Genomic DNA, 6,162 nt, shown 5'->3' on the forward strand with positions numbered 1-6,162 from the left:
TCCTCCTACAATGTTTTAACAAGTTTTAAAGCTTCTTCTACAATGCCATCAATATTATAATATTTATATTGTGCTAAACGCCCTAACAAGTAAAAGTGAGAAAATGGTTTCACATAATCCACATATTTTTGATACATCATTAAGTTTTCTGGAGATAAAATAGCATAATAAGGAACTTGAGTTTCATTACGATATATTTCTGGATATTCTTTAACAATAGTTGTTCCTGCAATCTCTTGACCTGTTAAATATTTAAATTCTGTAATACGTGTAAAATCTTCACTGACGGTATAATTGACAACACCATGACTTTGATAGTGATCTTCAGGATAATGTTCATACTCAAAGCGTAATGAACGATATGGCAATCTTCCTAAACAATGATCAAAGAAATCATCAATAGCACCCGTAAAAATAATTTTTCCCTGCCACAGTTGTCCCTGATAATAAACCTGATGTGTTTGCATATCAAAAGATAAATCTTCCTTGGCATCCTTATTTAATTCAATTTCTATGTTTTCATGATTCAACATATTTTCAAATAACTTTGTATATCCTTCTAATGGCATTCCCTGATATTGATCTTGAAAATAACGATTATCATAAGAAATCAAAACCGGTACTCTGGCAGTGACACTTTGATCAACTTCTTCAGGTTTTTGATTCCATTGTTTCATTGTATATTTCAAAAAGATATTTTCATAAACATACTGTGCCACTTCCTGAATTCCCTGTGATGGATTCTTCTGTAATTCTAAAATAGGAACTCTTGCATTTTCACCATATGCATCAATCAATTCCTGTTTTAAACGTTCACCTTTTTCTTGACCAAAAACAATCATTAATGTATTCAAGTTAAATGGAATTGGAATAATCTTTCCATAAACATTTCCAACAACTTCATGACGGTAATCATACCATTTTGTAAAACGTGATAAAAAATCATAAACTTCTTTATTATTTGTATGAAAGATATGAGGTCCATATTTATGAACCAGAACACCATATTCATCATATTCATCATAACAGTTTCCACCTATATGATCTCTTTTTTCAATAATCTTGACTTTTTCACCACGCTGGGCTAAAACTCTCGCCACAACACTTCCAGCAAAACCACTTCCGATAATTAATGTATCCATTTTTTTCACCTCATTTTATTTATCATAACATAAACCTAGACATGATTCAATTTGTTGAAGGGATAGCTTCGAAAAAGGAATAAAAGATTCTACATGACGAGGATCTCCAATAGCTTTTTCCATCCAGATGACATCGTGCCATTGTTTGGCTTTATATCCCGCACGATGAAAACATCCCACATACTGAAACTGTAATGATTCATGAAATCTTTCACTTTTGACATTGGGATGAGTAATACAGGCATAGACATTTTGAATATGCATGCACTTTAACAGTGCCAATAAAACCTGATAAAGTTTTTTTCCAATCGCCTGCCCATGATAATGCTGATTTAAATAAATAGATAATTCACTCCCCCATTGATAAGCAGCTCGACTATGAAAAGAAGAGGCATAAGCATAACCAACAATCTGACCTTGAACTTCTGCAACTAAATAAGGATATGAATCTAAAGTTTGACAAATACGATTTGTCATATCTTCTAAAGAAGGAACATCATATTCAAAAGTAATATTGGTCGATAGAACATAAGGAGCATAAATATCTAAAATAGCACGTGCATCTTCTTTTTTAGCCACTCTTATATTTATAGACATTCTTTTCTCCCCTCTAAAAGCTTTAAATATTCTTTTTCATGAATAATTCTTAAATCTTGTCCCTGTTTCATTAACTGTAATGCTTTCTGAACTTTTTTATTGTCTTTGCTAAAACGCACTTTATGATAACCTTTACCACCAATAACCAGATAATTGGTTTGGGTACTGACCTGATTGGTTGATAAGGCACAGACTTCTTTTGTTTTTTCTTCCAATAATTCTCGAGGCATAGATAATTTACCAGTAAAACAGATTGATTGATGATACAACAAAGCATCTTCTTTTTGATTCATTTCTAATAATTGCGTTGCTGATTCAGCTGACATAATATTTCGATAATAGTTTTCCTTCATCTCCCCAAATTCTAAATGATACTTCTGATGCAAAGCATATAAACTGTCTACATCTTCACGTTCCATCATTTGAATCAACAGATAAGCACAAGCTTTCGCATCTTCTAAAGCATGATGAGCCTGAAATGCAAAACCATTCATTTGAGATAGATCTTTAAGATTATATTTTTGAAGATTTGGATAAACAAGATGTGCCAAAACATTTGTACAGGACATAAGTAATCGAGGATATGGAATATGGTTCTGTTTCAAGGCTGCCCTTAAATTCATCATATCACCTTGAATATCATGAGAAACAACAATCGTATTTTCAAAATAATGATGAATGTCTTTCCATACTTCTACAAATGTTTTTTCTTTATACAATGATTGAGGTCTAATTTGATGTATTTTATAGCGATAGCTATCAAAACTTAAATTTTTAGGTTTCACTAAGGCATAATATGTTGAAACGACTTCTTGATTTTGAATTTCTACAATACCAATGGCACATAAACTCGCGGGATCCTGATTTAAAACTTCAATATCAAAAACAGTTATTTTTTCACTCATGCTATACCTACTGCTTTTTTAGCCAACTGATCGGCCATCTCATTATAGAAGTCCCCACTATGTGCCAAAACCTTTATAAAGCGAATATCAATCTTTTGACGACTGGCATCAATAAATGACTGATAAGCTTTTGTTCCAGGGCGATTGGCCTGCCATTGATGATTGGCCCATTTTTCTATACCTTCATAATCATAATAGATACAAATCATAGAATAGCAATGTTCAATCGCATAACAGATTGCCTGATGTGCCCCCGCAATTTCACCAGCCACATTACGCATACTGACATAATCAGGATGGTTGCCTTTACCATTGACTTTCAAAATCACTTTTTGGCCTTCAATTAAGATACAACCATAACCATATTCTTTTGTCTTTTGATTATAACTGCCATCTACATATGCAATCAGTCCATAACCATCAAAAGATTGAGGCTGTTCATCTAAATACGCCTGAGCTTCATTGAATGTAGGAAATGATTTATATACTGCTCCCTTGAAACCATTCACCATTGACTGACATTCTTCCCATGTCGAAAAAACACCATTTTTTCTTCCTTTTTTCACTGCATAATATTTTGCCATCTTTTTAACCTCCGCTCCCTATTATAATCATATTCATGACATTTGGCTAGTAAAAAATATGATTCCTATGATATAATCATGATAAAGAGAGAAGGTTATGAAAAATGAAAATAGAAAACAGATTTTTAAAATATGTCAGTTTCCCAACACAATCTGATCCATATTCAACCACTTCACCTTCTTCGGCCAATCAAAAAGAATTTGCTCAATTTTTAATAGAAGAAATGCGTATTTTAGGATTGGTTGATGTGGAAATGAGTGAATATGGTGTTGTTTATGGAAAGATTCCATCTAACAATGATCACCAAGGTGATGTTATAGGTTTTATTGCCCATATGGATACTTCCCCTGATGCCAGTGGTGAACATATTCATCCCCAAATCATTCGTCATTACAAAGGACAAGACATTCCTTTTCAAAATGACCGTTTATTATCCCCAAGAGAATTCCCTGATTTGAATAAAGTGATTGGACATGATCTGATTACAACTGATGGAACAACACTTTTAGGTGGTGATGATAAGGCTGGAATTGCGATTATTATGAGTATGGCAGAATATATGTATAAACATCCTGAATTTAAACATAATGATATTATGATTGCCTTTACTCCTGATGAAGAAGTCGGACGTGGCACTGAACATTTTGATCTTGATATTTTTCAGGCTGACTATGCCTATACAATTGATGGTGGCGATATTAATGAATTTCACTTTGAAAACTTCAATGCCTATCAGGTACTTGTTGAAATCAATGGAAAAAGCATTCACCCTGGTAGTGCCAAAGACAAAATGGTGAATTCACAGGAAGTGGCTATGGAATTTCACCACATGTTACCATCTGGGCAAAAACCTCAATTCACTGAAGGATATGAAGGATTCCATCATTTAACACATATGCAGGGGAATTGTGAACAGACACGATTAGAATATATTGTACGTAACCATGATTATTTAAAACTGAAACAACAGCTTAATGATTTTTCACGTATCCAAGCTTATTTGAATAGTTTTTATGGCTATGAAGCTATTCATATCACGATGCATGAACAATATCTCAATATGAAAGATGTTATCAAAGATCATCCTCATATTGTAGAACAGGTTGAAATTGCTATGCAGGATATTGGCTTACAGCCTCGTATTACACCTATTCGTGGTGGAACAGATGGTGCCCGTCTTTCATTTTCAGGACTTCCTTGTCCTAACCTTGGAACAGGTGGCTTCTATTGTCATGGTCCTTATGAATTTGTTTCTATTCATATGATGAAAAAAGGTGTTGAACTTTTATTAAGACTAATCCGTAATAATGTCTATGCGAAAGAAGATATTCCATTTTAGGTTTATCTTCTTTTTGATTAATGGTAAAATAAAAATAAGGAGTGTTCATTATGAAATGTTTATTTATCATTAATCCCAGTGCCGGCACAAAGACAATTCAAAAAAAACTGGATCAAATCATTGGTCAAATGATTTTAAAAAAGCTGGTTTCTACAATTGATGTCTTCTATACGGAAAAGAAAGATGATGCTTATCAATATTGTTTAAAATTAAAAGATGATGATTATGATTTTGTGGTCAGTGTTGGTGGTGATGGCACAGTCAATGAAATCATTAATGGTTTTATTGAAAACCATTTACAGACTCCTCTTGCGATATTACCAGGAGGAACAGTGAATGACTTTGCCAACCATTTACATTTACCTCATGATACTGATGATTTTATTCAAATGATTGAAGATTTTCAGACAATGAAAGTAGATATTGGAAAAGTGAATGAACATTATTTTGCAAATGTGATTGCAGGAGGCATGTTTAGTGATATTAGTTTTCAGGTTTCAAAAGCTGATAAAGAAAGATTTGGTCCTTTAGCTTATTATATCAGTGGTATAAGACAGTTACCTACCCAACTGCATACTTCATTGCATTTAAAAATCACTGCTGATGATCAAACTTTTGAAGAAGATGCCAAACTGTTTATTATTACAAACACTTCACAGGTAGGTGGCTTTAAAGACATTACACCTCATGCGAATGTTCAAGATGGTCAATTAGATTTATTAATTATTAAAAATTGTTCTACTACGGATTTAATTTCTTTATTTAAAGATTATAAATTAAACAGTCATGAAAAGAGTCCTTTTATTACTTATGTACAAGCTAAAGAATTAACTATTGAATGTGATAAGGATATTATATACGATGTTGATGGAGAAAAAGGAACAACCTTTCCAATTCATGTCAGTGTCAAAAAACAATCCTTATGTGTCATCATTCCACATCATTTCAATTATCAAGGAGAATCATTATGACAACACGTTATCAGGTACAACTCACTCAAGATGATGATATCAAAAGTGCTTATGAATTATTACTTTGGGATCATAGTCACATATATTTTCAAGACTATTCCATTGCATTTCAGGATATCCAGGAAATCAATATTTCCATGTGCTCTATGATGCAAATGTTAAACATTTTAAGCATCTATATGAATTATTATGTGGATATCAATATCATCACACCCAAAGAAGAATATGCTTTTCAAATCATGAATCATGATACCCTTCTTTCATTTTTCAAGACAGTTTCATCTTTTCCTATCCCAATCAATGATCCTTTGCATATTCTTCAATTATATACAGATATGCCAGATAACTATGCACGTACCAAATATTTAGATCGTCATTTTAAAAAATGGGCACAACAATATCATCTGGATAACCCTCGTGGAAAATGTATTCCCACACAGTTTTCTTTTCATAAAAATTTAACTTCAGTTAAATGTTGGTAATTGATTTTAACTCCATAAAAACGGCTATGTTAACCCAAAAAGATGCTCTATTCAATAAGAAATGGAGTGCCTATATATTGAGCCCGTCTAAATGTGCATGGATATTGGTAGATATTGACAAAATTATCATGAAGATTTCTT

7 protein-coding genes are annotated in these 6,162 nt (G+C 32.6%); 3 read left to right on the forward strand and 4 right to left on the reverse strand.

The window, feature by feature from the left end:
• Positions 1-5: 5 nt before the first annotated feature.
• The 4 genes from glf to B5G32_RS09585 are packed head-to-tail and all read right to left on the reverse strand — an operon-like array spanning position 6 to position 3,228.
• Positions 6-1,142 (reverse strand): UDP-galactopyranose mutase, encoded by a 1,137-nt coding sequence (glf, locus tag B5G32_RS09570; protein ID WP_087936517.1) that lies wholly within the window; start codon positions 1,140-1,142, stop codon positions 6-8.
• Between the two features lie 15 nt (positions 1,143-1,157).
• Positions 1,158-1,739, reverse strand: coding sequence for a GNAT family N-acetyltransferase (locus B5G32_RS09575; RefSeq protein ID WP_239386230.1), 582 nt, complete (start codon positions 1,737-1,739; stop codon positions 1,158-1,160).
• Entirely contained in the window at positions 1,730-2,644 is a 915-nt protein-coding gene (locus B5G32_RS09580) for an exonuclease domain-containing protein (RefSeq protein WP_087936518.1), read from the reverse strand. The genes B5G32_RS09575 and B5G32_RS09580 overlap by 10 nt, the downstream gene beginning before the upstream one ends.
• Entirely contained in the window at positions 2,641-3,228 is a 588-nt protein-coding gene (locus B5G32_RS09585; RefSeq protein ID WP_087936519.1) for a ribonuclease H1 domain-containing protein, read from the reverse strand. Before B5G32_RS09585 ends, B5G32_RS09580 begins: the two co-directional genes overlap by 4 nt.
• A gap of 104 nt (positions 3,229-3,332) precedes the next feature.
• Here B5G32_RS09585 and pepT point away from each other — a divergent pair, with 104 nt between their 5' ends.
• The 3 genes from pepT to B5G32_RS09600 are packed head-to-tail and all read left to right on the forward strand — an operon-like array spanning position 3,333 to position 6,021.
• Positions 3,333-4,568: a peptidase T gene (gene pepT / locus B5G32_RS09590; RefSeq protein ID WP_087296773.1), complete on the forward strand. Its 1,236-nt coding sequence runs from the start codon at positions 3,333-3,335 to the stop codon at positions 4,566-4,568.
• Positions 4,569-4,618: 50 nt separating this feature from the next.
• Positions 4,619-5,539, forward strand: coding sequence for a diacylglycerol/lipid kinase family protein (locus tag B5G32_RS09595; protein ID WP_087296774.1), 921 nt, complete (start codon positions 4,619-4,621; stop codon positions 5,537-5,539).
• Complete coding sequence (locus tag B5G32_RS09600) at positions 5,536-6,021, forward strand: hypothetical protein (RefSeq protein WP_087936520.1); 486 nt, start codon at positions 5,536-5,538, stop codon at positions 6,019-6,021. Before B5G32_RS09595 ends, B5G32_RS09600 begins: the two co-directional genes overlap by 4 nt.
• Positions 6,022-6,162 lie beyond the last annotated feature (141 nt).

It is taken from the genome of Massilimicrobiota sp. An80, from assembly GCF_002159255.1.
Classification (GTDB): domain Bacteria; phylum Bacillota_I; class Bacilli_A; order Erysipelotrichales; family Coprobacillaceae; genus Allocoprobacillus; species Allocoprobacillus merdigallinarum.

Coding starts and splice junctions, on each gene's coding strand:
- glf (WP_087936517.1), bottom strand. CDS start 1,142: ATGGATACATTAATTATCGGAAGTGGTTTTGCTGGAAGTGTTGTGGCG.
- B5G32_RS09575 (WP_239386230.1), bottom strand. CDS start 1,739: ATGTCTATAAATATAAGAGTGGCTAAAAAAGAAGATGCACGTGCTATT.
- B5G32_RS09580 (WP_087936518.1), bottom strand. CDS start 2,644: ATGAGTGAAAAAATAACTGTTTTTGATATTGAAGTTTTAAATCAGGAT.
- B5G32_RS09585 (WP_087936519.1), bottom strand. CDS start 3,228: ATGGCAAAATATTATGCAGTGAAAAAAGGAAGAAAAAATGGTGTTTTT.
- pepT (WP_087296773.1), top strand. CDS start 3,333: ATGAAAATAGAAAACAGATTTTTAAAATATGTCAGTTTCCCAACACAA.
- B5G32_RS09595 (WP_087296774.1), top strand. CDS start 4,619: ATGAAATGTTTATTTATCATTAATCCCAGTGCCGGCACAAAGACAATT.
- B5G32_RS09600 (WP_087936520.1), top strand. CDS start 5,536: ATGACAACACGTTATCAGGTACAACTCACTCAAGATGATGATATCAAA.